Origin of the sequence: Microbacterium sp. CPCC 204701, from assembly GCF_004010105.1 — a bacterium.
Lineage (GTDB): Bacteria > Actinomycetota > Actinomycetes > Actinomycetales > Microbacteriaceae > Microbacterium.
This window is the reverse complement of the sequence record NZ_RRYE01000367.1, coordinates 1-2,874: the sequence shown is the minus strand read 5'-3', so window position 1 is coordinate 2,874 and position 2,874 is coordinate 1. Positions and strand designations below refer to the sequence as shown.

At 72.3% G+C, this 2,874-nt stretch carries 4 protein-coding genes; all 4 read right to left on the bottom strand.

Features of this window, described 5'->3' with window-relative positions:
- Positions 1-610: pyridoxal-dependent decarboxylase (locus EIO58_RS15480; protein ID WP_240658926.1), on the bottom strand; the 610-nt coding region annotated here is incomplete at its 3' end.
- A gap of 86 nt (positions 611-696) precedes the next feature.
- Positions 697-1,488, bottom strand: a complete 792-nt coding sequence (locus EIO58_RS15475) for an SseB family protein (RefSeq protein ID WP_127820261.1) — start codon at positions 1,486-1,488, stop codon at positions 697-699.
- Positions 1,472-2,218: a bifunctional 1-(5-phosphoribosyl)-5-((5-phosphoribosylamino)methylideneamino)imidazole-4-carboxamide isomerase/phosphoribosylanthranilate isomerase PriA gene (gene priA / locus EIO58_RS15470; RefSeq protein ID WP_127820260.1), complete on the bottom strand. Its 747-nt coding sequence runs from the start codon at positions 2,216-2,218 to the stop codon at positions 1,472-1,474. The genes EIO58_RS15475 and priA overlap by 17 nt, the downstream gene beginning before the upstream one ends.
- 67 nt (positions 2,219-2,285) lie before the next feature.
- The coding region (hisH, locus tag EIO58_RS15465; RefSeq protein ID WP_127820259.1) for an imidazole glycerol phosphate synthase subunit HisH at positions 2,286-2,874 on the bottom strand (589 nt) is incomplete at its 5' end.

Here is a 2,874-nt window from a genome sequence, read left to right as displayed (position 1 = left end):
CGCCCACCGTCTCGGGGGCACCGAGGCCCGCGATGCGTGCCGCGAGCACCACCGACGTGTGCACCGCGCCACCGGCGAGCAGACGCACGCGCGGGGCGCGCTGCAGCCCGTCGAGCGGATCGTGGCCGCGCGCGCGCAGCACCGCGTCGCGTGCGACGACCAGGCATGACAGGTTCGCGCTCGTGGCACCCGTGACGAACCCGACGCCGCTGCCCGGCGGAAGTCCGAGGAGGTCGAGCAGCCACCCGGCCGCCACCTCCTCGATGGCGGCGGTGGCGGGTGTCGGCTGACGCGAGCCGGTGTTCTGATCCCACGCAGACACCAGCCAGTCGGCCGCGAGCGCGGCGGGATACGTGCCGCCGATCACGAATCCGTAGAACCGCGGCGAGCCCATCGCGATGAGCCCCGGCTCGGCGGCATCGGCCAGCGCATCGACCACGTCGAGTGCCGGCTCGCCCTGCTCGGGCAGGTGCCGGCCGAGCCGTGCCAGGATGCCGTCGACGTCGGCGTCGGGCCGGACCGGCCGATCCGCGACGGAGCCGAGCCACGACAGCGCGTGGCGGTGCGCAGCCTCCAGCGCGGGTTCGTACTCGGGACGCTGCGGAGACATGGCACCCTCCTCGTTTCGAGATCCTCTCGGCCTGGAGGGACTCTACGCCCGTCGCGATACGCGCGACGGGCACCGCGTTCGAGGTCTCAGGCGCGGACGAGCTTGACGGTCAGCGAGTCCACCAGCACCGCGATGCGGTCGTCCGCTGCCCAGCGCTTCGCGAGACGCGCGAGGACCGCGTCGAGCTCCTCCTGATCGAGCCCATGGATGAGGTGCAGCCGAACGATGAGCTCCGGTCCTCGCAGTCGGGCGTCCGGGTCGCCGGGCTCGACGGCCAGGTCGATCACCGCGAGCTCACCGCCGATGCTCTCGTTCAAGCCGGCGAACACCTCGGGCGACGCGAAGCTCGGCTCCCACTGCTGTCGCTGGCCGATCGCCCACACGGCAGGGCGACGGATGACGAACTCGGTCGGCGAACCGGGATCGATGACGATGAGATCGGTGTCGTCGGCCACGGCAGCGAGCGCCGTGCGCACGCCGTCGACGGGGACCGGCCGTGCCGAGGCATCCCATCGCCCCATCGCCTCGACCGAGGTGAACACCGGCAGCACACGGCGACCGTCGGGGGCTGCGACGGTGACGATCGACAGCTCCTGCGTCTTGTCGACCGCGAGGCCGTGCGGGCCCACGCCGTGGTCGCCCTTCTCCGCGAGGAGCGGGATGAGCAGCCTCGCGCTGCGGTACGCGTCGACCACCTCTCGCTGGACGCCGGTGCCCGTACGGAACGAGGTCAGCGCCGCGAGCAGCGCGGGGTCTGCGGATCCGGCGTCGCTCGCGTGCGGATTGGCGTGCAGGCTGCGTCCGGCCCAGGGGACGCCGGCGGAGTCGGCCGCGGGCTCCGGGCCGTGACCGTCGTGCGGGTCAGTTTCCGGCGACATCCAGTGCCTCGGCGAGCGTGAAGGCGCCGGCGTACAGAGCCTTGCCCACGATCGCACCCTCGACGCCCAGCGGCACGAGGTCGCGCAGCGCCACGATGTCGTCGAGGCTCGACACACCGCCGGACGCCACGATCGGCTTGGGCGTGCGGGAGGTCAGCTCGCGGAGCAGGTCCAGGTTGGGGCCCCTGAGGGTGCCGTCCTTCGTCACGTCCGTGACGACGTAACGGCTGCAGCCGGCCTCCTCGAGACGGTCGAGGACGGTCCAGAGGTCGCCGCCCTCGCGCGTCCAGCCGCGTGCCGCGAGTGTCGTGCCGCGCACGTCGAGGCCGACGGCGATCACGTCGCCGTAGCGTCCGATCACGTCGGCGGCCCACTCCGGGTTCTCGAGCGCCGCGGTGCCGAGATTGATGCGCGCGGCGCCGCTTTCGAGCGCCGCCTCGAGCGTGCGATCGTCGCGGATGCCGCCGGACAGCTCGACCTGAACGCCGCGGACCTGCTTGATGACCTTGCGCAGCACGCCCGCGTTGGTGCCGCGACCGAACGCCGCGTCGAGGTCGACCAGGTGGATCCATTCGGCGCCCTGGCGCGCGAAGTCCAGTGCCGCGTCGACCGGGTCGCCGTAGCTGGTCTCGGTGCCCGCCTCTCCCTGGGTCAGGCGCACCGCCTTGCCGTCCGCGACGTCGACCGCGGGAAGAAGGACGAGCTCGGGTGTGGAGGCGAAATCGTTCATGGCTCCCTGGCTGCTTGAGAACTGTGCGGGAGGATCCGCTGAGGCGCACTCGGCGGACGGCACGATCTCAGAGGGTAGCCCCGCTGAGCCCCTCGATCCAATTCGCGAGCAGGCGGATGCCGGCATCCCCTGATTTCTCGGGGTGGAACTGCGTGGCCGACAGCGGTCCGTTCTCCACCGCGGCGAGGAACGGGGCGCCGTAGGTGCACCAGGTGAGCGTCGGCTGCGGGAAAGGCGGCTGCACGTCGAGGAGCCACTTCTGCACGCCGAACGAATGGACGAAGTAGAACCGCTCGCTCTCGATGCCGCGGAACAGACTCGAGCCCTCACCGGGCTCGACGGTGTTCCAGCCCATGTGCGGGAGCACGGGTGCGTCGAGCTCGGTCACGATCCCGGGCCACTCGCCCATGCCCTCGGTGTCGAGGCCGCGCTCGACGCCGCGCTCGAAGAGCACCTGCATGCCGACGCAGATGCCGAGCACCGGACGGCCACCCGCGAGCCGGCGCTCGATGAGCTCGTCGCCGCGGCTCGCGCGCAGCGCATCGGCGACGGCACGGAACGCGCCGACGCCGGGCACCACCAGCCCGTCCGCGTCCAGCACGAGGCCGCGGTCGGACGTGAGGCGCGCATCGGCGCCGGCCGCTGCGAGCGCCTTG

Bases quoted from the DNA above. Each gene is read 5' to 3' on its own strand.
- EIO58_RS15475 (WP_127820261.1), bottom strand. From the start codon at position 1,488: ATGTCGCCGGAAACTGACCCGCACGACGGTCACGGCCCGGAGCCCGCG.
- priA (WP_127820260.1), bottom strand. From the start codon at position 2,218: ATGAACGATTTCGCCTCCACACCCGAGCTCGTCCTTCTTCCCGCGGTC.